The sequence below is a fragment of the Bradyrhizobium sp. Pha-3 genome (genome assembly GCF_042258325.1).
GTDB lineage: Bacteria > Pseudomonadota > Alphaproteobacteria > Rhizobiales > Xanthobacteraceae > Bradyrhizobium > Bradyrhizobium elkanii.
This window is the reverse complement of the sequence record NZ_CP170151.1, coordinates 1,767,432-1,789,744: the sequence shown is the minus strand read 5'-3', so window position 1 is coordinate 1,789,744 and position 22,313 is coordinate 1,767,432. Positions and strand designations below refer to the sequence as shown.

The 22,313-nt window shown below is 63.2% G+C and carries 16 protein-coding genes; 5 read left to right on the top strand and 11 right to left on the bottom strand.

Going from position 1 to position 22,313, the window contains the following annotated elements:
• Window positions 1-60 precede the first annotated feature (60 nt).
• Window positions 61-930: an SDR family oxidoreductase gene (locus ACE10X_RS08585; RefSeq protein WP_038386833.1), complete on the top strand. Its 870-nt coding sequence runs from the start codon at window positions 61-63 to the stop codon at window positions 928-930.
• Window positions 931-1,562: 632 nt separating this feature from the next.
• Here the strand turns inward: ACE10X_RS08585 and ACE10X_RS08580 are convergent.
• Both ACE10X_RS08580 and ACE10X_RS08575 read right to left on the bottom strand, forming a co-directional pair.
• Entirely contained in the window at window positions 1,563-2,411 is an 849-nt protein-coding gene (locus ACE10X_RS08580) for an FRG domain-containing protein (RefSeq protein WP_038386834.1), read from the bottom strand.
• A 121-nt stretch (window positions 2,412-2,532) separates the two neighbouring features.
• Window positions 2,533-3,336, bottom strand: a complete 804-nt coding sequence (locus ACE10X_RS08575) for a lytic transglycosylase domain-containing protein (RefSeq protein ID WP_375764164.1) — start codon at window positions 3,334-3,336, stop codon at window positions 2,533-2,535.
• 160 nt (window positions 3,337-3,496) lie between these two features.
• Between ACE10X_RS08575 and ACE10X_RS08570 the strand changes: the two genes are divergently transcribed.
• Window positions 3,497-5,617 (top strand): GNAT family N-acetyltransferase, encoded by a 2,121-nt coding sequence (locus ACE10X_RS08570; RefSeq protein ID WP_375764163.1) that lies wholly within the window; start codon window positions 3,497-3,499, stop codon window positions 5,615-5,617.
• Between the two features lie 499 nt (window positions 5,618-6,116).
• Here the strand turns inward: ACE10X_RS08570 and ACE10X_RS08565 are convergent, their stop codons facing one another.
• Window positions 6,117-6,527, bottom strand: a complete 411-nt coding sequence (locus tag ACE10X_RS08565; RefSeq protein ID WP_051003157.1) for an ester cyclase — start codon at window positions 6,525-6,527, stop codon at window positions 6,117-6,119.
• A 506-nt stretch (window positions 6,528-7,033) separates the two neighbouring features.
• On the opposite strand from ACE10X_RS08565, the gene ACE10X_RS08560 reads away from it, so the two are divergent.
• Both ACE10X_RS08560 and ACE10X_RS08555 read left to right on the top strand, forming a co-directional pair.
• The gene (locus ACE10X_RS08560) at window positions 7,034-9,838 is read left to right on the top strand and encodes a CHAT domain-containing protein (protein ID WP_375764162.1); all 2,805 of its coding nucleotides are present in this window, start codon (window positions 7,034-7,036) and stop codon (window positions 9,836-9,838) included.
• Between the two features lie 170 nt (window positions 9,839-10,008).
• A complete protein-coding gene (locus ACE10X_RS08555; protein ID WP_038386838.1) occupies window positions 10,009-10,245 on the top strand; it encodes a hypothetical protein in 237 nt (78 codons plus the stop codon).
• A 161-nt stretch (window positions 10,246-10,406) separates the two neighbouring features.
• Here ACE10X_RS08555 and ACE10X_RS08550 read toward each other — a convergent pair whose 3' ends face one another.
• The 5 genes from ACE10X_RS08550 to dnaG form a co-directional block, all read right to left on the bottom strand.
• Window positions 10,407-10,784, bottom strand: a complete 378-nt coding sequence (locus ACE10X_RS08550) for a VOC family protein (RefSeq protein ID WP_038386839.1) — start codon at window positions 10,782-10,784, stop codon at window positions 10,407-10,409.
• A 200-nt stretch (window positions 10,785-10,984) separates the two neighbouring features.
• Entirely contained in the window at window positions 10,985-12,310 is a 1,326-nt protein-coding gene (ltrA, locus tag ACE10X_RS08545) for a group II intron reverse transcriptase/maturase (RefSeq protein WP_375763020.1), read from the bottom strand.
• A gap of 574 nt (window positions 12,311-12,884) precedes the next feature.
• The gene (gene ltrA, locus ACE10X_RS08540; protein WP_028144467.1) at window positions 12,885-14,261 is read right to left on the bottom strand and encodes a group II intron reverse transcriptase/maturase; all 1,377 of its coding nucleotides are present in this window, start codon (window positions 14,259-14,261) and stop codon (window positions 12,885-12,887) included.
• A gap of 474 nt (window positions 14,262-14,735) precedes the next feature.
• The gene (gene rpoD, locus ACE10X_RS08535; protein WP_038386840.1) at window positions 14,736-16,868 is read right to left on the bottom strand and encodes an RNA polymerase sigma factor RpoD; all 2,133 of its coding nucleotides are present in this window, start codon (window positions 16,866-16,868) and stop codon (window positions 14,736-14,738) included.
• Between the two features lie 364 nt (window positions 16,869-17,232).
• Window positions 17,233-19,266 (bottom strand): DNA primase, encoded by a 2,034-nt coding sequence (gene dnaG, locus ACE10X_RS08530; protein ID WP_375764161.1) that lies wholly within the window; start codon window positions 19,264-19,266, stop codon window positions 17,233-17,235.
• Between the two features lie 210 nt (window positions 19,267-19,476).
• Between dnaG and ACE10X_RS08525 the strand changes: the two genes are divergently transcribed.
• Window positions 19,477-20,031 (top strand): chlorite dismutase family protein, encoded by a 555-nt coding sequence (locus ACE10X_RS08525; protein WP_038386842.1) that lies wholly within the window; start codon window positions 19,477-19,479, stop codon window positions 20,029-20,031.
• 5 nt (window positions 20,032-20,036) lie between these two features.
• On the opposite strand, the gene ACE10X_RS08520 is transcribed toward ACE10X_RS08525, so the two are convergent.
• The 3 genes from ACE10X_RS08520 to ACE10X_RS08510 all read right to left on the bottom strand — a co-directional run bounded on the left by ACE10X_RS08520 (window position 20,037) and on the right by ACE10X_RS08510 (window position 22,240).
• Window positions 20,037-20,435 (bottom strand): gamma-glutamylcyclotransferase, encoded by a 399-nt coding sequence (locus ACE10X_RS08520; protein WP_038386843.1) that lies wholly within the window; start codon window positions 20,433-20,435, stop codon window positions 20,037-20,039.
• Window positions 20,436-20,525: 90 nt separating this feature from the next.
• The gene (locus ACE10X_RS08515) at window positions 20,526-21,338 is read right to left on the bottom strand and encodes a transglutaminase family protein (protein ID WP_038386844.1); all 813 of its coding nucleotides are present in this window, start codon (window positions 21,336-21,338) and stop codon (window positions 20,526-20,528) included.
• Window positions 21,339-21,340: 2 nt separating this feature from the next.
• On the bottom strand, window positions 21,341-22,240 hold the full coding sequence (locus ACE10X_RS08510) for a transglutaminase family protein (RefSeq protein WP_038386862.1): 900 nt from the start codon (window positions 22,238-22,240) through the stop codon (window positions 21,341-21,343).
• Window positions 22,241-22,313: the final 73 nt, after the last annotated feature.

Below are 22,313 nucleotides of genomic sequence, written 5' to 3'. Positions count from 1 at the left end.
GAAACGCCGTGTTCCCCGCTTGGCAACCACTACCCCCGTTTGAGATGGAGCTCACCTGACATGACCGCGATCTCTGGATCCGCCGCTGCCGTGACCGGAGCCGCCAGCGGCATCGGCCGCGCGCTCGCGCATGAACTGGCGCTGCGCGGCTGCGATCTGGCGATCGCCGACCGCGACGAGGCCGGCCTGCAGGCCGCCGCCGCGGAGATCGCGAAAGCGAGCCCGCGCAAGGTCACCGTGCACCGCCTCGACGTCAGCGAGCCGGACCAGATCACGGCGTTCGCGGAGGCCGCCGTTACAGCGCATCCCTCGCTCAACATCGTCGTCAACAATGCCGGCGTCGCGCTGCTCGGCGAGTTCGGCGAGTTCGATCAGGCGCAGATGGAGTGGCTGTTCAACATCAATTTCTGGGGCGTGGTGCACGGCACCCGCGCCTTCCTGCCGCAGCTTTCGCGGCAGCGCGAGGCGCATATCGTCAACGTCTCCTCGATCTTCGGCATCATCGCCCCGCCCGGCCAGAGCGCCTATTGCGCGGCCAAGTTCGCGGTGCGCGGCTTCTCGGAAAGCCTGCGCCACGAGCTTGCGGTGGCGAACAGCCCGGTGCGTCTGTCCGTCGTGCATCCCGGCGGCGTCGCCACCAGCATCGCGCGCAACTCGCGCGCCGGCACCGGCGTCACCGACAATGCCCGCCGCGCCGAATCGATCGAGCGCTTCGACGCGCTGGCCAGGACCACGCCGACCGCGGCCGCGCAGCGCATCATCGCCGGCATCGAGAAGAACCAGCCGCGCATCCTGATCGGCAAGGACGCATACTTCATGGATCTGCTGCAACGCTTCCGCCCGGCGACATACTGGAAAACGATGCAACGGATGATGGAGAAGACGGCGGCCAGGCGGATGGCGCGCGATGCCGCGAGGGCGAGTCAGTAGCGCGATGGCACGGGTAACCCGCGCACCTCAACCGGCGTCGTCCCGGCGAAAGCCGAGCCCCATAACCACAGGATCGGGTTGTTGAGCACGCTGGGGCCGCAGCGTCGTGCAACAACCGACATTTGTGGTTATGGGTCCCGGGTCAAGCCCGGGACGACACCGAGGATGTTGCACGAGCAGCGAGCCAACGCTCGACGCCGCGACATGAGGCCCTGTGGCGCAGACGCGCATACACCCGTCGTCCCGGCGAAGGCCGGGACCCATAACCACAGGATCGGGTTGTTGAGCACGCCGGGGCCACAACGTCGTGCAACAACCGCCATTTGCGGTTATGGGTCCCGGGTCAAGCCCGGGACGACACTGAGGATGTTGCGCGAGCAGTGAGCGAATGCACGATGCGCGACATGAGGCCTGTGGTGCAGACGCGCATACACCCGTCGTCCCGGCGAAAGCCGGGACCCATAACCACAGGATTGAGTTGGTGAGACACGCTGGGGCCACAACGTCATGAACGGCCGAAATTTGTGGTTATGGGTCCCGGGTCAAGCCCGGGACGACACGGAGGATGTTGCACGGCCCGCGGGTCATACATATGCCTGCGAGTCACGCCTGCGCGTCATCGCGACACGAGATTACCCGCCGAGCTGCCTCTTCACCCCGAGCGCCAGCCGGAACAGCGGATCGCTTTTCTCCGACGGATAGAGCGCGCTTTTCGCCACCTGCGGGAAATTGTCGTTCTTCCAGAACGACGCCGGCGCGAACGAGAATTTTGCGACCAGCCGGCGGCCGAAATCCATCTCATAGGGAAAGTAGTTTTCCTTCTGCTCGGTGCCGGACATCTCCGGATACTCGCCGAGCAGATAGCCCTCCTGGATGTGCGGGCGCACCGCCGACGGCGGGCAGACGCTGGCGAGCCGCACGATCTGCAGGCCGGCCTCGGCGCTCGCGGTGATCGCGCCGCTCAGATTCGGCACGCCGAGCACATAGAGGAAGGCGGTTCCGGTCTCCGCCAGCGAGGCAAAGGAGGCGGCGATCCGGATCGAATGGGTGACGTCGAGCAGCGGCGTGGTGCAGACCTCGTAATGCTGCAGGATCGACCAGCGCAGGATGCGATGCCGCTTCAACCGCTCGAGCCCGAGCAGCTTTTCCCTGGCGTATTCGGTGATCAGGATCCGCTCGGCGCGTTGCAGCGCATCGAACCGCCCGACCAACGTCGCCTGATCGGGATTGCCGCGGCCGCCGCGAAACAACGTCGGCTTCAGCGACGAGTTGCGCTTGATGTTCCTGTAGTCGGCGCCCTGGCCGCGAAACAGCAGCACATGGTCGCGGTTGAGGAATTGCAGCTCGGCGATCTTGGTGGCGAGCTCGAGATAGGAGGAGACGCGATGGCCCGGCCCCTCCCGCACCGCCGCGTTCTTCGCGACCTGGCATCCCCTGCGGTCGAAGAACGACCAGATCTTTTGGCTGCCGATGGTTTCCATGCCATCCCCCGGTCGTCATTGCGAGGAGCGAAGCGACGAAGCAATCCATCGTCCCGCATGTGCTGAAAGATGGATTGCTTCGCTTCGCTCGCAATGACGACGCGGCAGAGGCGCCGCGCCCTCACCGCCCCACGAGCTGATCGGCAAAATACCCGATGGTCTTGCGATAGATCACCGCCCTGTTCCACTCGCGCATCGCCTCGAAATTCGCGGTGCCCTCGCCATAGGGCGCACCCATCTTGAAGCCGCTGGTGTGCAGGAGGTTCGCGGTCGAGGCCAGCACGTCGGCGACCGAGTGGCGCAGGTCGACATGGCCGTCGCCGTCGAAATCGACGCCGTACTTGATGTAGGACGACGGCAGGAACTGGGTCTGGCCGATCTCGCCGGCATAGGCGCCGATCATGTCGTTCAGACGGAGATCGCCGCGCTGCACGATCTTGAGCGCGGCGAGCAGTTCGCCCTGGAACAGGTCGGTGCGGCGGCAATCATGCGCCAGCGTGGCGAGCACGCGAAACACCGGCAGCTTGCCCATGTCGCCCTTGCCGAAATCGGTCTCCAGCCCCCAGATCGCGACCAGGATCTGGCGCGGCACGCCATACTGCTGCTCGATCTTCGAGAGCAGCGCGGCGTGCCGCTGCAGCATCGCGCGGCCGCCATTGATGCGCCCGGGCCCGACCCGGGTTGCGACATACTGCTCAAAGGTCTTGTTGAAGGTGTAGCGCTGCCGCCGGTCGAAGGCGAGCACCCCGCCATCCTGCTGCACCCCGCCGAGCGCCGCCGAGATCACATCCTGCTGGATGCCGGCCCTCGCCGCCTCCTGCGAGAACGACTGGACGAAGCCGGGAAAACTGCCGCCGCAACGGGCGGCGTATGAGGGGGTGGCAAAAGCCAAAGTTAGCAATAGAGCCACTCGGAATCGATACATTTCGACTTGCCCCCTTCACCGGTTACCTAAAATCGAAATCTAACGATTTTTAGCATGCATCGAGGAGTTCATACGAGCCTATTGAAGTCAATCGTCCTCAGTCCTCAACCACTTGCCAAATCTTGGGAGGTGGATAACATCTCAACGTAGGGTAGAGGAAATGGCTGAACAGTTTTTTATCCGACGTGATTTTATCGATATCCTTCCCTTTCTGGATTCGATCCGCAAGCAGGCAGATAGCGAGCGTGGCGCACTTGGTTTTCTTCCCGAGCCGGCTTACGCGGAAGCTGCGAGACAGAAAAAGCTCATTCTGCTCGTCTCCCAAGACGGAGACAAAGTCTCCTATGTCGGGCACCTGCTCTTTGGTGGAATCTTTCCAATCCTCCGAGTGCGGCAAATTGTGGTGTTACCACAATACAGGCGTCAACAACACGCAAGTAGGTTGTTGCGAGCTCTAGTGGCCCAAGGCGAGAAAGAGTCTTACCTAAACGTTGTGGCCAACGTCGCCACCGATCTGGTCGAAGCCAACCGATTCTACGAACGACACGGCTTTCTTTCGTCTCGTCTAAAGACTGGAGGAAAAAGCCGGAACCGGACGATCAACGTTCGGATACTTCAGCTCGATACTCCCAGTCTCATGTCCTATATGCTGGGCACTGTTGCGCTAGAAACCTCTGAACTATTTCAACTGAAAAAGCGCTCCTCAAGCATTCCGCTTTACGCAATTGATCTAAATGTTTTCTTTGACGTAGTCAGGAATCGACGCCGATCAGAGGATGCAGGGACTATCATTGAGGCTGCCTTAGACCATCAAATCAGACTGGCCGTCAGTCAAGAGTTTACGTCCGAGCTTCGTCGAACATCGTCCGACCAGTCCCGGGACCCCGTTCTTTCGTTTGCTAAGCGTCTCCCGCTCCTACCGCCTCAAGAAAAATCAAAGATTACTAGTCTCGCAGACCTCATTGCCCCAAAAGTTTTTCCGGAGAGATTTGCACAGCAGAAGCTCAAGTCGACCGACGTGTCGGATGCGCTCCACTTAGCTCACGCTGTTGCAGCAGGTGCGCATGGTTACATAACGAGCGATACCAAAGTGCTCGACGCTCGCGACACTCTGATGCAGGATTTTGGACTGGACGTAATTGGACTAGCGGAGTTCGCAGAACTTCTCGATTTGCCGGAGGCTGGCCAAACTCAATCAGCACGCACCACAAAGAACTTCCGCATTACCGCGGTGTCCCTATCAGACCTAGTCGCGTTCGTCGCGAGTGAAGGCATTTCCCTGGAGCCAGAAATAGCTAGCGCGGAATGTCGCCAGCTAGCGGTTCTTGACGAGGATGGAATCATAGGCGTTGCCATCATGCGGGTCTCGAGCGCGCTCGATCACCCGTCTCGCAGCGTCGTATGCGTACGCCAAGAGCATCCATTTTCATCGACTGTCGCGGATTACCTCATCTCCGATCAGGTACGCTATTGTTCGGCCAAAGCTCCGTGCAGAATGCTGATGATTGATATTCCGACTCATCCGATCACGCGCAGGATCGCCATCGGTCAGGGATTCCAACACGTCAGCGGGCGCAGTGAGCTTGCAAAGATGGCTTTGGGACAGCCTGTCACAAAAGCCAATTGGAACAGAGTTCGTCTCTCTGTTGAGAGACTCGCCGGGCTAAGCGTCCAGAAAGAATGCCCGAGGTACGATAAACCAGATATTAGAATTGCATCTAACGGAGATGCACGCGCCGTTCAACTCTATGACTTTGAGGCGTTGCTTTCGCCGACCCTGCTGGCTTTGCCGAAGCGAAACGACGTCATAGTCCCGATAACGCGATCCTACGCGGCTGACCTCTTAGGGACCGATCGGCAATTCTCGTTCCTGGAGGTTCCTGAGGCTCACTTTCTTACGCGGCGAACATACTTCAACACGATCAGGGCCTCACGTGCTATGATTCGGGGAGCGGCACTTGCCTTCTACGAGTCTAAACGTGGCGGCGGACGGGGAGCGATTGTTGCTCTTGGTAGGATTGTGGACTCGACCTCAATTCCCTCTAGAGGAGCGCCAGAGCTTCTTCAGAGAGGCGGCGTCGTCGATGATATTGAGATACTGACAAAGTCCAGCCGTGTGCTTGCTACCACCTTCGACAATCTTGTCGCTCTACGAAACCCGGTCTCGTTTGAAGCGCTGCGGCAGATGGGCTGCGTGACCAAAACCAACCTTGTTTCGGCCACGCCGATCACGGACGAACAACTAGCTGCAATTGTCGATGCAGGCTATTCCGATGAATGAAGCAAGAGATATCCTAATATCCTTGAAACCTCAGCATGCGGACAATCTTTTTCATGGGAAGAAGACTGTCGAGCTTCGGAGACGCCGACTGAAGATTGCCGAAGGCACTCGGGTTTGGATTTATGCCACAGCGCCAACTGCGGCAATATGCGGTTATGCAAATCTAGTCAGAATAGCGAGCGGGTCTCCGACGCAGATTTGGCGATCGCTCGGCAACCAAACAGCGATCTCACGAGAGGAATTCGAGGAGTATTTCCACGCACGCGACGTCGCGTACGGTTTAGTTCTAAGCGATGTAATGGTGATGCAACCGACTCTTTCACTGGAAGGCATTCGTAAGGCAGTTAGTGATTTTCACCCTCCCCAATTTTATTGCCACCTCAATGGTGCAAAGAAGTCTATGCGTTTATCCTCGCGCAAATATGAAGCAGTAAGGCGGCAGCGATGATCTGTAGCAGAGGATCACGGCCGCAGCGCGGCGGAGTCGTGCAGATTTCCCTCAATCCCTGAGCTGCCGCTCCAACCCGACGAAATCGATTTCCGCCCAGCGCTCGGAAATCCTGCCGTCCTGAATCCGCCAGAACGTCATGCCGCGGAATTCGACGTGGCGGCCGGTTGGCTGAATGCCGCGCCACGGGCTGCGGTGCCGGCCGCGCCAGACGAAGCGGCCGGCGACGATGTCGCGCTCGGCCACCAGGCATTCCGCCACCGCCGACAGGTCGGCGAAGGTCTCGTGCATCGCGGCCGAATGCGCGATCACGTCCTCGGCGCTCAGCCGCTTGCCCGCCGCATGGTCGAAGAAGTCGGGCGCCAGCTGCGCGCGGATCGCCTCGGGATCGTGGCGATTGGTCACGGCGTCGTAATGCGCGAGCACGAGCGCCTTGTTGGCGTCGATTGTGGCGTGGGACATCGGCGATCGGTTCTCGAAGGAAAGGTTGTAGAAGGAGAAGGATGCGCCTCATACGCGAATCGGACGGCATGGCGCAAGTGACGATGGTCAGAAAAAGCTCAGCTTTCGGCCGTCGTTCGTTTGCACGCCGATGCGAAAGACGGCTGCCGGGAAAGTGCGCCGCCGTGCGCGGCTCCGCCGCCAGCCATTCCCTCGGCTCGGCGCGAACGGCAGGCGGGCCGGCGCAACCGGCGGTAATATCATCCGATGGCTTGACTGCCGGTGGCCTGCAAGCGGCGGCGAGCGACCCACCGCACGGCAGCATTTGCGGACGCGAGGCATGAACGCCGAAGCCGCCGGCCGCGACCAAGAAGCACGGGCTGGGCTAGCCGCTTCCGCCACGCGGCCGGCCGCGCTGTCTTGTTCATGCAACGCCGCGCCGCTAAAGCCAGCCACGCCGGCTGCAACGCCGCCGTCATTTGGGGACGCCATCCGATGACGCGTTTGGGGATGAGGATGTGCTGTTGATGACGATCGCCGGGGGTCTCGCACGCGCGCGCAGGGCCGCCGCATCGCTCGGTGTCGTGCTCGCGCTCGGCGCTGTCTTGACCGCAACGGTCGACACCGCCGCCGCGCAGGGCGTCTCCGCCAAGCGTGCGCCGGCGCAAGGCGGCGGCAGCACGCAGGCGATCGCCGCGCAGATCAAGAACGCCGTCGCGCTGACGCGCGGCGGCAAGATCGACGCCGGCTATGCACAGCTGCTTGCAGCACTGGATGCCGCCGACAAGCTCGACGACGCCCAGTTCGTCATGGAGCAGTATTTCGACGCGACCGCGACGCTGCGCGCGGTCAAGCGCGACGATCTCGCCGAAAAATTGTTCGTGCGCGCGTTCCAGAGCAAGGCGGCGGCGCAGAGGCCGCCCGGCAATGCCGACGTGCTGCTGATGTACGCGATCCTGCTGTCCGACCACGCCAGGATCGCCGAAGCCGTTCCGCTCTACATGAAGGCGATCGCGGCGTTCAACGCCTATTGGGGCGAAGGCTCCGAGGAATCGCTGATCGCGAACGACAAGCTCGCGGTCGCGCTGTCCGCCAACGGCTCGGCGGCGTCGGCGACGAATCTGGGCCGGCACAATTTCGAGCGCGCGGAGAAGGCTCTGGGGCCCGACCACCGCACCACCTGGAAGCTCGCCAACAATTATGCCGACATGCTGCGCGAGATCGGCGCGCCGGCGAAGGCGCTCGAGCTCGATCTGTTCGCGATCGAGAAGCGCGCCAAACATTATGGCGAGAACCATCTCAACACGCTGGTGACGGTCAACAATGCCGGCCAGGATTTCCTCAATCTCGGCCGCTTCGACGACGCCCGCCGTTACTTCCGCCGCCACCGCGCGATCGCGGCCGCGATGGCGCCGAAGGATCCGAGCTTTGCCGGACAGGCCGACGCCTGGCTGTTCTACACCGACATGCTCGCCGCCGGCGACGCCGCGATCACGCCGGCCGATCTGGGGCGGCTGGAGGCGATCGTCGCCAATGAGGCGAATTTTGCTGATTTCCTGCGCATCAAATCCGCGGTGCTGGCTGCCGGCCAACGCGAGCAGCGCGGCGAGCGGGACAAGGGGATGCGGCTGCGCGAGACCGCGCTGGCGATCTCGAGCCGCGCCTTCACCGCGCAGCATCCGATCAGCTTCGAGATCAAGCTCGGCATCGCGACCGCGCTGATCGCTGATGATCCGACCCGCGCGGTGCAGGCCTTCGCCGCGCTCGACCGCGAGATGTTCGACTGGATGAAGCGCGAGGTCGGCACATCGGGCGATCGCGCCGTCGCCGAAGCGATCCGCGCCCATGCCGACCATCTCTTGTTCGCGTTCGGCCGCTTCGCCACCGGCGCCGGCTCCGCCGTGGCGCAGCCGGCCTTTGCCGCCGCCGTGCTGCGCTGGAAGACGCTCGGCGGCGCCGACGCCACGGCGCTGCGCCAGCTCGAGACAGCGGTCGCCGGCAAGGACGAGCAAACCGCGACGCTGCTGCGCACCGCGCTCCGGCTCAACGGCGAGAAGCAGGAGCTGTTCTCGTCGGGCAATATCGACGACTGGGCAAGGTCGGTGTGGGGGCGGCAGGACGCGGCCGAGAAGGCGCTTCAGAAGCGGCTCGATGCGATCGGCGTCAAGCTGCCGCAAGACCCGATCCGTCCGTCACAGCTGCTCGCGGCGCAGGAAGCCGTCGTCAACTATTTCATCACGCGGCAATGGAAGGCGGATCGCCAGGCGAATGCGCCGCTGGCGGCGACCGTGCTCTACGCCATCGTCGAGACCGCAACGAGCGAGCCGCGCGTGGTCGATCTCGGCGATCCCGGCCGGATGATCGACACCGGCGTGCGCACCGAGATCGCCCGGCTGCGCGCGACGCGGGCCACCGTGCCTGATCCCGATGCGCACGCGCCCGACGTCAAAGGCCGCTTCCAGAACCTCCGGGCGCGGCTGTTCGCGCCGCTCGAGCCGCTGCTGAAGGACAAGACCACGCTCTATGTCGTGCCTGACGGCTTCCTGTTTGCCGTGCCGTTCGCGCTGCTGCCCGGCAATGGCGGCGGCCTGCTGGAGGACAAGTTCACGATCCGGATGCTGACCAGCCCCGACGCGCTGATCGCGATCCATGCGCGCGAGACGCTCGATCAGCGGGGCGCGATGCTGCTCGCCGGCGGCATCGAATATGGCGAGCCGGGGCCGATGCCCCTGCCCGCGACCCGGACCGAGATCGAGGCGATCGCAAAGCTCGCCCGCACGCGCGGCGCGCCGGTCGAGATGCTGACCGGCCGCGGCGTCAGCGAAGGCACGCTGCGCGCGGCGATCGGCAAGGCACGCATCGCGCATCTGGCGACGCACGGCTTCTATCGCGACGGCACGGCATCCGGCCTCGACACGCTGTGGCAGAGCGGCATCGTGCTGTCGGGCGCCGGCGACAGCCGATTTCCGCTGCGCGACGAGAACGACGGCTATCTCTATGCTTTCGAATTGATGGACTGGGACCTGTCCGGGCTCGATCTTTTGGTGCTGTCGGCCTGCGAAACCGGCCGCGGCGACGAGAGCTTCGTCAGCGGCCTGCGCGGCCTGCCGACCGCGCTCGGCATCGCCGGCGCGCGGCGCGCGCTGCTGACGCTGTGGCCGGTCGCCGACGAGGGCACCGCGAATTTCACCGTGCGGTTCTACGAGCACCTCGCGGAGGGGCTGACCTATTCGGATGCGCTGCGCCAGTCCAGGCGCGATGCGCGTGACGGCAAGGTCGCGGGCGCGGGCGACGCGAGCGTGTGGGCGGCGTTCGTGCTGTTCGAGGGCTGAGCCGTATGTGTCGTTGATGTGACCGGACGGGCGCCGCGAGCGCATGCCGGGCCGAACTGCGCCCGACGTTGCGCAAGGGTCGCACGCAACCCCATCGCGCAGGGCAGACCGGCGCACGGGCGCGGGCGATTTGCTTTGACAGCGCCGCCCCGATCGGGGACAAGCCGCGCATGCCGAAAAAACCCGGGACCAATCCCAAAGGCGAATTCGCCTTCTTCAACGTCTTCTATGAAGACGGCTCGCAGCGCTCCAACCGCCGCGTGCCGTCGGAGCTCATTGGCGGGCTCGACGGCGACGAGCCGGTGCGCGCCTTCCTGCGCGAGCAGGACCGCGAGATCGCCGAAAAGGGCGGCCGCTCGCCGCTCGAGATCAAGTCCATCGAGCGCGTCGGCGCGAAGAAGAAGTAGCGCGCGCAAGCCTCGGGATCGAGGATCGCGATCAGCAGCGAGCGCGCTATTCACGCTCGCGACGAGGCCGTGTACCTATAAACTCGGCAGCCGCTTTGCTCCCATAGCGACCAAGTGACTGCAGCAGCACAACATGTCACGATGGGCCAGTTGCAGACGATTTATTGCGCCCCGGCGCGGAGACGGGTTGGCCAACCGACACGGACTAACGTTTCATCCGGGTCAGAGATCGCAAATTCGTACATCCCCCACGGTTTGTCTTCGGGTGATTGCTGAAATTCGCGCGCGGCGGCATCAACGCTATCGAGGTAGAAATAAAGCCCAAACGGGTTTCTGCCCGGCGTGAGCCATCCCTCGACCGCGTCCGTCAGATGTAGATATCCGCCCTTCCCGTTCGACAGCATCCGATAGGTGTCGGGCTCTCCCGGAGCAGGCCTTTCGCTGTCCGGGCGCGCAAAGCCCAGCCGATTGTAGAACCGCTCCGACGCATCGAGGTCATTACACGGCAGGATCGCGATCAAAGCTCCGGAAGGGCTCATTCGTGGACTCCAGCGTCATGCAACAATTTTCGTCCGCTCTTCTCAATGTCTGGAAATTTTGCCGCCTTTAAGGTGGGAAATCGGGATAGGGGGAAGCCTCGCGGCTCCGCCCACCGGGTCACCGGAGGCGGTCGCCCGCCCCCGGTTCCCACAGAACGTGGCGTGCGGATTTCCCGCACCGACGCTCTTCGACAGTTGGTTCACAGCACCGCAAGCGCCTGCAGCTCCCGATAAGGGAGGCGCAGCTTAGGCTTCAGCAACGGTGTCCGTTCTTTGATTTGGTTGAAGGCGTCCCAAGTGAGGCGTCGGCCTGCCCAGCTGCGGCTGCGCAGCATTCCGCGCCAGTAACGCTCCACTGCCCGATAAACTTTTACGAGGCTCCGGAGATTTCCGGCGACGCCGTAATAGCCATAGTGGCCGCGCAGGACGACGTTGATTTCATCGGCCTGGTCACTGATCTTGTAATGCCGTATTCGCCGCATCAGCTCCTGCAGAGACATGAGGCTGCGCTTTAGCCGAGATTTCTCGGTACGCATCCCAACCTTGAAGTTGCCTCTTTGGTTTCGCGTGCAATAGAGCGTCAGCCCCAGAAAGTAGATTGTTTCCGGGCGGTTTCTGCCGCGTTTGCCCGCGTGTCTTTGCGCGAACCGACCAAACTCGACCAACTTGGTCTTGGTCGGCTCTAGAGTGAGGCCGAACTTCCCCAACCGAAGACGCAGGGCCTCCTGTACGCGGATGGCGTCCGATCGATATTGGAAGCAGATCACAAAGTCGTCGATATAGCGCAAAAGTCGGGCTTCGCCCCGCAACCGACCCTTCACCACGCGTTCGAACCAGAGGTCGAGAACGTAATGAAGGTAGAGGTTGCTCAAAAGCACACTGATCGATCCGCCTTGTGGCGTTCCTTGTTCGCTCGGATGCACTGCTCCGTCTTCCAAGACACCCGCTTTCAACCAGCGCCGGATCAAGCTGATCAGGCGCGGATCACCGACTCGATGTTCGACAAACCGGAGGACCCAATCATGATCGAGACTCCCGAAGAAGTTCTTCAAGTCCGCCTCCAACACCCAGCTGATCATGCCGCCGGCGATGACCTCATTGAGGGTCGCCAAGGCGTGATGGGCGCTGAGCTTCGGCCTGCCGCCGAACGAGCTGGGCAAGAAGTCCTGCTCGTAGATGGCGGACAACACCTCAGCCGTGCTGCGCTGGAGGGCCCGGTCGGCGACAGTTGGAACCCCGAGGGGGCGCTTCTCCGTCTTACCGGGCTTGGGGATATAGACACGCCGAATGTTCGGCGCCCGATATCCCTGTCGGTGGATGGATTGGAGCATCGGCTCGATCCATCCGTCGAAGCTCTCCCTCGCCGCCTCCACCGTCTGTCCGTCCACCCCGGCGGCGGAGCGCTTCGGAATCTGTAATAGATTCTTTTGCACTCGGTCGCGCGTGATGTGATGGGCCAACGAGGTGAAGCGAAGATTTGGCTCGCGCCGAGCTTTCACTGCTATTTGTTCAAGTTTCGTTTCCATGGTCAGCTGATCTTCTCTTAGGATAGAAGGCCGTGACTCCCGTTGAATGGAGCCCATGTCGCCCAAGAACAATTCAACTACCGCTGACCGCTTCCCCATGTAGTCGGCTCTCCCGACCTCCGAGTACTATCAGTCAGTCTGACTTCCACCCGGTCATCAGACCCTTCTCACCTCATCGGCTTGGCAGGTCCTACAAGCTTGCGCTTGAACCGGACGGATCTCCCTTGTTCACGTCAATCCCCTTGGTTGCATGCTGGCGGTACGAACCCCGGGAGCACCTCAGCCCGCTCGCGATGACGCGGGTTGCGATTCCGCCTTCCCCTTTGAGAGACAGGGTCGGCTACTCCGATCACGTTCGATTTCGGGGCTATCTTCCCGTTCACTTCATTCCGGCCTGCAACCTCCCTGTCTACGCTTCGTAGCGACCGTTACCGGACGCCACGCAAGACTTGGTACACGGCCGCTCGCTAGGCTTTGCCGTGGCCGTCATCTCAGACGGCAGATTTCAACGCGCTTGCAAGGCGCAACTCCCACACCACCGGACATACGGGTCCGTATCCGGCGGTTCAGCGGATTATGCGGGTCGCCGTGCCGCGACGGAAGCCAAGCCGAGTGAGGCAAAGAAGCCGTTTGGCAGAGCAATGGTGAGCGCGGGGCTGTTCGCGAGCCGCCAAGGGCCACGTGGGCTGCCGGCGGTTTGCGCCGCCAGATCCCGGCCGACGCCGCGGCGTCGCAACTCGGCAAAGCGAGCGGGTCCATACTTCCATTGCTTCCAGGCAACGGCGCGCAACCGTCGCCTGATCCACTGGTCAAGCACGCGCAACACCGACGGGGTTTGACAGAAGCCGAAGTAGCCGTGCCACCCAATCAGGTAGGTCGACAGTTCTTTGGCGATCTGCACGAGGCATCGACCACGCGTGCGTCGCGTGAGCTCCCGAACCTTCGCCTTGAAGCGGGCGAGTGCCTGCGGCGCGATGCGCCGCCGCGGTTCTTGCCCGCCGGTGAAGCTGAAGCCCAGGAACTTGCGAACACTCGGTTTGGCAACCGCGCTCTTCGCTTTGTTGATCTTGAGCTTGAGGCGCTTTTCGAGGAACCTCTCGACGCCAGCCAGCACCCGTTCGCCCGCCCGCTGACTGCGCACGTAGATGTTGCAGTCGTCGGCGTAACGCACGAAGCGGTGGCCGCGCTTCTCCAGTTCCTTGTCCAGCACATCCAGCATCAGGTTCGACAACAGCGGCGAGAGCGGACCGCCCTGCGGCGTGCCCTCTTCCGTCGGACTGACCAGCCCTCCTTCCAACACACCCGCATTCAGGAAGGCGCGGATGAGCTTCAGGATGCGCTTGTCAGCAACCCGCTTGGCAACCAGTCCCATCAGGATGTCGTGGTTGACCCGGTCAAAGAACTTCTCCAGGTCGATGTCCACCACGATGCTGTGGCCGGCCGCAATGTACGCCTGCGCCCGTTCCACCGCCCGATGTGCCGAGCGCCCCGGCCGAAAGCCGAAGCTCGTCTCGGCGAACGTCCTATCCCAATCCGCCTGCAGCACCTGCATCACCGCCTGCTGGATCAAGCGGTCGAGCACCGTCGGAATGCCGAGCGGCCGCAGGCCGCCCGACGCCTTCGGTATCTCCACCCGCCGCACCGGCTGTGGCTTGTAGGTGCCGTCAAGCAACTGGGCTCGGATCGCAGGCCAGTGCTCCTTCAGGTGGGCTGACAGCTCGCCGACGGTCATCCCGTCGACGCCCGCCGCGCCCTTGTTGCGCTTTACTTGCGCCAACGCTGCCTTCAGATTCTCACTCTCGACAACGTCTTCCATCGACGGTCCTGCGACCGCCGGGCGTTCGAGACAGACTTCCGCCGCACGCGCTTCAGGCTCTCGGGCGCCGGCGCTTCGGGCTTCACCCTCCGCTCCGGGGCTCAAGTTCAGCTCGACCTGATTCTTCTGCCGCATGGCTCGCACGAGATCGCCGCTCTACTGACCACTTCCACCGTTCAGGCCTTCAGCGGCGCGCTGCCGCCTACTACGCCCTCGGCTGACTTCTGCGCTGCGGTCAGGCCGTCTTGCGACGGTCTCAGTCTCGTTGCCGAGACACAGCGCAGACCTCCCGAGGTAAGACCGACCGCCTTCACCGCACGCCCGCCGAATTTACCACCCCGACCTTTGATGACCTTGGACTTCGCGATCAATTGCTCGCTCGTCCGGCCGGGTAGGCCTCGTTATCCGGTGTTTGTCCATCGGGCCGCGGCTTTGCTCCACGCTTTCTTCAGACCCCACCTCACGATGACGCCCTTGCGCTTCGCTAATCCTTCGCCGCCATCAGGCTGGATAGAGGACTTCCACCTCCAAGCTGTCGCTCATACTCGGCACACAATGAAAACGGCGGGCTCAGGCCCGCCGTTCTCGTTTCGATGGATACCGATAGAATTAGTTGTCCAGGAAGCTCCGCAGCTTGCGCGAGCGCGACGGGTGCTTCAGCTTGCGCAGCGCCTTGGCTTCGATCTGGCGGATACGTTCGCGGGTGACCGAGAACTGCTGGCCGACTTCTTCCAGCGTGTGATCGGTGTTCATGCCGATGCCGAAGCGCATGCGCAGCACGCGCTCCTCGCGGGGGGTGAGCGAGGCCAGGACACGCGTCGTGGTCTCGCGCAGGTTGGACTGGATCGCAGCATCAATCGGCAGGATCGCGTTCTTGTCCTCGATGAAATCGCCGAGATGCGAATCCTCTTCATCGCCCACAGGCGTTTCGAGCGACAGCGGCTCCTTGGCGATCTTGAGGACCTTGCGGACCTTCTCGAGGGGCATGCCGAGCTTCTCGGCGAGCTCTTCCGGGGTCGGCTCGCGGCCGATCTCGTTCAGCATCTGGCGCGAGGTGCGGACGATCTTGTTGATCGTCTCGATCATGTGCACGGGGATGCGGATGGTGCGGGCCTGGTCGGCGATCGAGCGGGTGATCGCCTGCCGTATCCACCAGGTGGCGTAGGTCGAGAACTTGTAGCCGCGGCGATATTCGAACTTATCGACCGCCTTCATCAGGCCGATATTGCCTTCCTGGATCAGGTCGAGGAATTGCAGGCCGCGGTTGGTGTACTTCTTGGCGATCGAGATCACGAGACGGAGGTTGGCTTCCACCATCTCCTTCTTGGCCTGACGGGCCTCGCGCTCGCCCTTCTGCACGCCGTGCACGATCTTGCGGAATTCGCCGATCTCGAGCCCGGTGAGCGCGGCCAGCGACTGGATCTCGTGGCGCAGGTCCTTGATGCGGTCCTTCTCGTGATGGACGAAGTTCTTCCAGCCCTTGGCCGACAGCTTGGAGACGCGGTTGAGCCAGCGGGGGTCGAGCTCGGACCCCTGGTAGTTGCGCAGGAAGTCCTCGCGCGCGACGCCGTGGCTGTCGCCGAGGCGCAGCAGGCGGCCCTCGAACGAGACCAGCTTCTTGTTGATGTCGTAGAGCTGCTCGACCAGCGAATCGATGCGGGCCTGGTTGAGGCGCAGCGACTTCACCTCGACGATGATCTCGTCCTTCAGCTTCTTGTACTTGCGCTCCTGCGAGGGCGACAGCGACTCGCTCTGCAGCTGGTTGGCGATGTCCTGCTCCTGCAGGCGGCGCAGCTTCTTGTACTCGGATGCGATCTTGTCGAAGGTCTCGACCACCTTCGGCTTCAGCTCGGCCTCGATCGCGGCGAGCGACATCTGGTTCTCGAACTCGTCGTCGTCCATGTCGCCTTCGGCGGCGGCCTCGGCGGGATCCTTCTCCTCGGTGGCGGCTTCGCCACCGGCGGGCGCGGCGCGGAACGGGGTCGGCGACGGCGGCGCGGCCGGCGGCGCGACGTGGGCCGGCGCTGCGCCTTGCGCATCGCCGCCATTGCCTTCGGCGGCGGCGCCCTCGGCGCCGTTGTTGCCGATCAGGTTCGGATTGATGCCGCCCTTGGACTCGGGGCCGGCATAGGTGGCTTCGAGATCGATGATGTCGCGGAGGAAGATCTTTCCTTCGTTGAGCTCGTCGCGCCAGATGATGATGGCCTGGAAGGTCAGCGGGCTTTCGCAGAGGCCCGCGATCATCGCCTCGCGGCCGGCCTCGATGCGCTTGGCAATGGCGATTTCGCCCTCGCGCGACAGCAGCTCGACGGTGCCCATCTCGCGCAGATACATGCGCACGGGATCGTCGGTGCGCTCGCCGGGCTCCGACTTCTTGACCTCGGTGACGGCCTTCTGCGTGACCTCGACGAGCTCGTTATCGGTCTCGTCGTCGCCGTCGTCCTTCTCGTCCTCGCCTTCGCTATCGTCGGCCTCGGTGACGTTGATGCCCATGTCCGACAGCATCGACATGATGTCTTCGATCTGTTCGGGCGACGTGGTGTCGGAGGGCAGCACTTCGTTGAGCTGATCGAAGGTCACGAAGCCGCGCTTCTTGGCCTGCTTGATCATCTTCTTCACCGCGGCATCCGACAGGTCGAGCAACGGCGACGGCGCGTCAGCGGCATCCTTCTCAGGAGCATCCGCTGCCTTGTCGTCTTTTTCCTTGTCCTTAACCTGCAGCGTCTTTGCCTTGGTGGCCATTCACTAAGCTCCCGAAACGCGGTCGTGCAAAATGGCGCCACGCGCGCACCTCGCACAATTTCACCTGATCAACTCTCGACGCGCAAAGGGCGGCGCAATTTTCGCCACCCCTTTGAGCCGTCTCGACGGTTTCCGTTCTGAAATAGCCCGTCGCGTCTTCCGTAAAAGTGGACACCGGTTTTACGATCGGAAGACGCGCCAGATCTAGATCTGACGCATTTTCTGACGGCGAACCGGGAACCACTTCGCCTGAAAATGCTACGGTAGCTATTAAGTTTCGCTTAACCCTGTTTTTGCAGCCAAACCATGGATTTGGCGAGTCTTTTTGCGGGTTCGGCCAGCGCCGTCCGCAGCATTTTTGTTATCAGACATTACGCTGGAACCGGCCCGATAATTCGCCGAACCCTTCAATCAGGGCTTCGGTCCCGTCGGCTTCTGCCATCCGGGCCTGGATATCCTGCAACCACGCCAGATTGGCTTCGCTGGAGTCATCAGCCAAAGCCGCTTCCGCGTCTTTTCTTTCCCTAAGTAAGGCGTGGGTTTTCTGATGCAAGGCAACGAGTTGACGCCAGGTCGATAAAACATCCTCGCGCGCGGCGCCGATCTGCGCCCCCCACACCGCCTGGGTTGTGATCGCCCGCTCAACCCTTTGAAGAATCTGCGATAATCCTCCTGCCTCAAGGTCGGCCCGCATCTTCTCGGCCTGCTCCTCGGCGTCAGGGGAATGGTGATGGTCATGGGCAAAGGCGGCAATGACGGCAGCCCGCAGCTTGTGGGCCTCGGGATGGGCGAGCTCGAGCGCGGCCACCTCCTCGAGATGGTCGTGCAGCAGCCAGGGGTGGTTGATCAGGGATTGCAGGATCAGGGCCTCGCGGCGGGAGATCGCGCTGCGCTGGCCGCGCATGATCGGGCTGTTGGCCAATTGGGGGCTGGCGGCCTGGTAGGGACCCCGTGAAATCCCGGGGGTGGCGCCGGCCCTGGCACCGAACCGGCCGCCTTGCAGGCCTCCTTGTCGGCCGTTTTGGGCAGGTCCCCGGGGGGCAAACTGGCGGGGTGATTCGCCGCCGCGGCCGCCGCCGAAATTGCCCCGTCCGTAGCCGCCGCGGCCATAACCGCCGCGTCCGCCCTCGGGCGCAAAATTGCGCTGCAGCCGCTCCTGCAGGTCCTGCCGGTAATAGCGGCGCACCACCTCGTCGCGGATGCCATTGGTGAGCTCGCCGATCCGCGCCTCCAGCGCGGCGCGGCGCTCGGGCGTATCGAAATTGCCGCCCTCGATCTCGCGCGACCAGATCATGTCGGCGAGCGGACGCGCGGCCGAGATCACGTCCTCGATCGCACCGCGGCCGCCGGAGCGGGCGAGATCGTCAGGGTCCTGCCCTTCCGGCAGCAGCGCAATCCGCAGGCTCTTGCCGGGCTTGAGCTGCGGCAAGGCGATGTCGGCCGCACGGTACGCCGCCTTCTGCCCGGCGCGGTCGCCGTCGAAGCAGAGGATCGGCTCGTCGACCATCTTCCAAAGCAGGCCAAGCTGGTTCTCGGTCAGCGCGGTGCCGAGCGGTGCGACGGCGCCGGGAAAACCCGACGTGACCATGGCGATGACGTCGACATAGCCCTCGACTACGATCAGCTGCGCGCCGTCATGCGCGGCCTGCCGCGCGGTGAACAAATTGTAAAGATTGTCGCCCTTGTGAAACAACGTGGTTTCCGGCGAGTTCAGGTACTTTGCCGAAACGTCCTTCTCCAGCGCACGCCCGCCGAACGCGATGACGCGGCCGCGGGCATCCGCGATCGGAAACATCACGCGGTCGCGAAAGCGATCATACGGCACCGGGATATCTTCGCCGCCGATCAGAAGGCCCGCCTCCACCATGTCGTCGGTGGAGATGCCCTGCCCGCCGAGGTGCTCCTTCAGCGCGAAGCGATCCGGCGGCGCATAGCCCATCCGGAACTGGAGCTGGGTCGCCGGCGAGATGGCGCGGTCGGCAAGATAGCCGCGCGCCTTGGCGCCGCCCCGCGAAGCCAGCGTGTCGGCGAAGAACTTGGTCGCCAGTTCCATCACGTCATGCAGGGTGCGGCGGTGCTGCTCGTGCCGCGCTGTATCGGGCGTCACGGCCGGCAGCGGAACACCTGCCATCGCGGCGAGGCGTTCCACCGCCTCGGGGAAAGTCACGCCCTCCGTCTTCATCAGGAAGTCGAAGATGTTGCCGTTCAGCCCGGACGAGAAGTCGAACCAGGCCTGCTTCTGGTCATTGACGAAGAAGGACGGCGTCTTCTCCTGCTGGAACGGCGACAGCCCCTTCCACTCCCGACCGGCCTTCTTGAGCTTGACGCGCCTGCCCACGACTTCCGAGACCGGAAGCCGGGCGCGCAGCTCATCGAGGAATTCGGGCGTGAAACGCATCAGTCAGGATTTTGGGCTCGGGCGGCGAATCGCAGACAACCGGTTAGCCATATAGCGGCACGACCCGCCATGCCGAACAATGTGGGGCTTTTCCGGGCTATTCACAGGTCTGGCCTGTCACGGCTCCGTCGAGCGGGCTACCCCCAAATCCACGGTGGAGAGCCTGTGTGGCGAGCTTGCCCCCTTCCCGCTTCCGGGATTGGATAGGCCATGTTCACGACATTCAGAGGCGGACAGAGCGGCGGCTGGCAGGTCACCTCCATCACGCGGGTGAAGGGCGAGACGCTGCCGAAGGTCGCGGCGCTGTCGATCGTTGCGAGCGAGTCGATCGCGCTGCCGCTGCTGCCGTCGCAGAACGCATGGCGACTTGCCGGCGTCACCAGCCATCTGCGCTACACCGAGAAGGAGGAGCGGGAGAAGCTCTTAGCCGTGCAGGCCGGGCTCGGCCGCAGCGAGGCAACCCACGCGGCCCTGATCCCGATCAGGAAATCCGCGGCGTGGTGGGAGCTCACCCAGGAGGAGCGCCGCCAGATCTTCGAGGACAAGTCGCACCACATCGCCGGCACCCTCAAATTCCTCCCCGCAATCGCCCGCCAGCTGTTTCATTCCCGCGACCTCGGCATGCCCTTCGACTTCCTGACCTGGTTCGAGTTCGCACCCGACCATGTCACCCTGTTCGACGAACTGGTCAGCATGCTGCGCGCGACCGAGGAATGGAATTTTGTCGAGCGCGAAGTCGATATCCGCGTGATGCGGGAAATCTGAAGCAGCTAATGCTCCAGGAATTTTCCTGACGTGATCCGCGGCAGCTCGGTGACCGGCCAGTTGTAGAGATAGGTCCACGCCTCGTGCACGCTGCCGTCGGCGAGCGTGACCTCGAGCATCTCGCGGACATACTCGGTCGGCGGCGGAAAGCCTTCGCCGCAGGCCTCGTACATGTCGAATTCGCGCAGCATGGCCTCGCGCTCACGCAAGCGGAACAGTTCGCCATGCACGATGTCGGCGGGATCGTCCGACACCACCAGGCCCGGATAATGTTTCACCAGATAGAGCCGGCCGCGGCACTGCGCCGGCCCGAGGAATTCGGCATTGCCCGCGAGCAGCTTCGCCATCGGATGGTCGAAGCCGCGCATCAGCGTGCCGTAGACGAAGAGAAGATCGGAGGTCATGGCCCTCTATGTCATTGCGAGCGAAGCGAAGCAATCCATGCCGCCGCAAAGATGGATTGCTTCGCTCCGCTCGCAATGACGGGGACTACCTCATTCCGCCGCCACCTCGTCGGTCACCACGACGAACTTCGTCAGCGTCATGCGCCCGAAGCTCGTGGTGAGGGCGACGTCGGCGGCGTCGCGGCCGGTCGCCATCAGGATGCGGCCGATCCGCGGCGTGTTGTGGCGGGCATCGAAGGTGTACCACTGGCCCGACAGATAGACCTCGAACCAGCCGGAGAAATCCATCGGCGCGGGGTCCGGCGGCACGCCGATGTCGCCGAGATAACCGGTGCAGTAGCGCGCCGGAATGCCCATGCAGCGGCAGAAGGTGAGCGCCAGATGCGCGAAGTCGCGGCAGACGCCGGCGCGGCTTTCATACACGTCGTGCGCCGACTTCATGTGATGGGCGTGCTGGTAGCCGAACGTCACGTGGTTGTGCACGAAATCGGTGATCGTCTGCACCCGCGCCCAGCCTTGCGGTGTGTTGCCGAACAGCGACCAGGCAATGTCGGTCAGCTTGTCGGTCTCGCAATAGCGGCTCGGCATCAAATAGAGCAGCATATCGTCGGGCAATTGCTCGATCGGCAGCTGCTGCGCAGCCGGATTGACGATGTCAGGCAGTCCGGAATCCCGCACCAGCGCGCTGCCGCGAAAGGTGACGGCACCGCTTGGGGCGACCAGGCGCCCGCAAACATTGCCGAAGCCGTCGCGATAGAGGCCGATCGGCACGTCCGGTTCGGTCGAAAGATGCTCGGTGCCGACGATGTCGGCGTAGCGCGACGGATGGATCGACAGCATGATCACCATCGGGGTCGGCTGCGCCGCCGTGTAGGTGATCTCGAAGCCGACCTTGATCTGCATCGTCAGGCCGTCTCCTGCTCCGCATTCTCGCCGACCGAGACCACCTTGATGTCGACATCCATGCCGAGAAAGGCATCCGCCGCGCCGAGATAGACGCCGTGCAGCGGGATCGCCTGGCGCGGATCGCGCGCCACCGCGACGCGGATCAGATCGCGCGTGCCGACGATGCCATTGGTCGGATCGAACTCGATCCAGCCCGCGCTCGGCAGATAGACCTGCACCCAGGCATGGGTCGAGCCGCCGCCGACATAGCCGTGCGCGCTGCCGGGCGGCATGGCGAGATAGCCGGAGACGAAGCGCGCGGCGATGCCGAGCCGGCGCAGCGCCTCGATCATGAACAGCGCATAGTCGCGGCAGGTGCCGGACTGCGTGCGCAGCGTATCGAGCGGATGCTGGGTGCCCTGCTCATAGCGCTTGCGATAGCTGAACGCCTCGCGGATGCCGTGCGTCATGCCGCTCAGGATCTTGAAAGTCGGCGTCGGTGCCTCGACATCGAGGAAGCGCCGCGCCCAGGCCGACAGTTCGCCGTTCGGGTCGCCATATTGCGGCGTGATGAACTGCTGCAGATCGGGGAATTCCTCATCGTCGTAGAGGAACGGATAGAAATAGGCGGGATCGTCCGGCGTCAGCGCGAACCTATCGGCGGGATTGTGCTCCACCGTGGCGGTCGAGACAAAGGACAGCGTGTCCGCGCGCTCGTCGAAGGCGGCGATCGCCATGCTGTTGCCGAACACGTCGTGGATCCAGCGCAGCGACATCGGCTGTGGATCGATCACAAGCGCGCTGTCGAGCACGCGCAGATCGTGGCCGTCACGGGGCCGCAGCATGATGCGGTGTTCGCCGAACGCCACCGGGCGCGCGTAGCGATAAACGGTCTTGTGATGAATAGTCAGCAGCGGCATCTTCAAACAATCATCGTGATTTCGGACCGCATAATCTATAGAGAAAGCTGCCCGATTCCAGATCAGCATGCCG